Source organism: Raoultibacter timonensis, from assembly GCF_900240215.1.
GTDB lineage: Bacteria > Actinomycetota > Coriobacteriia > Coriobacteriales > Eggerthellaceae > Raoultibacter > Raoultibacter timonensis.
On sequence record NZ_LT964688.1, the window covers coordinates 1 to 897 of the forward strand.

Annotated in this window: 1 pseudogene; it reads left to right on the top strand. The window is 66.9% G+C overall.

The features are described from left to right. Nucleotides 1-897, top strand: a pseudogene (locus tag C1722_RS17080) (YhgE/Pip domain-containing protein); the annotation flags it as partial.

Below are 897 nucleotides of genomic sequence, written 5' to 3' on the forward strand. Positions count from 1 at the left end.
GGTGGTCTCGGGCGCATCGAAATTGAAAAACGAAGGCACGTCGGCCGTTGCCGAGGGGGCGAGCCAGCTGGCGCAGCAGACCGCCGGACTGCCCGGGCAGGCAGCGCAGCTCAACGAGGGAGTACAGCAGATCGTTGCAAGCATGAACGGGCTTTCTGCCGCCATCGGCGCCGATGACTCCCAATCGAACCAGGAGCTCATCGGCGGCGTGAACCTCGTTTCCGGCGGTCTGAGCCAGGTGTCTGCGGGCGCATCGAGTTTGGCATCGGGCCTGCAGGACGCATCGGCGGGGGTCGCCCGGATCGGCGGTGGGGTAAACGGATTGAATGCGAAGGCGAACGATGCCCTCTCGGCGATGGCGGGCGCTTCGAGCGATGCCGAAAAGGCTGCGATAGCGGAGCAATACCTGACCGGCATAGCGAATGCTACCGATTCTGCGTCGGATCTCGCCGTCGGGGCGGCTACCTTGCAGCAAAAGCTTACGAGTACCGACCCGAGCAACCCCGGCGCCATCGCCGCCGCGCAGTCCATCGCGTCGCAAACGGGCGACGGATCGGCCTTGCAACAGGGTTTGGCCGGGGTCAAGGGCGGGTTGTCGGCGGCCCGCAGCGGCATCGAGAGCAGCCAACCCCAGCTCGAGAAGCTCTCCGATGGCACTTCGGCGCTCGCAGCCTCCGCTCCCGCGCTGGTGGGCGGCATCAAGAGGCTCGACTCCGGCGCGAGCGAAGTCGATGCCAACATGTCCTCGCTGGTATCGGGTGCGTCGCAGGTCGCTTCGGGAGCCAGTCAAGTCAACGAGGGGGTTTCGTCGGCGGCGTCGGGGGCCGACCAGCTGAGCGGGGGCGCTTCGCAGCTTGCTGCGGGGGCGCAGTCGGCCAAGGACGGTTCGTCGCAGAT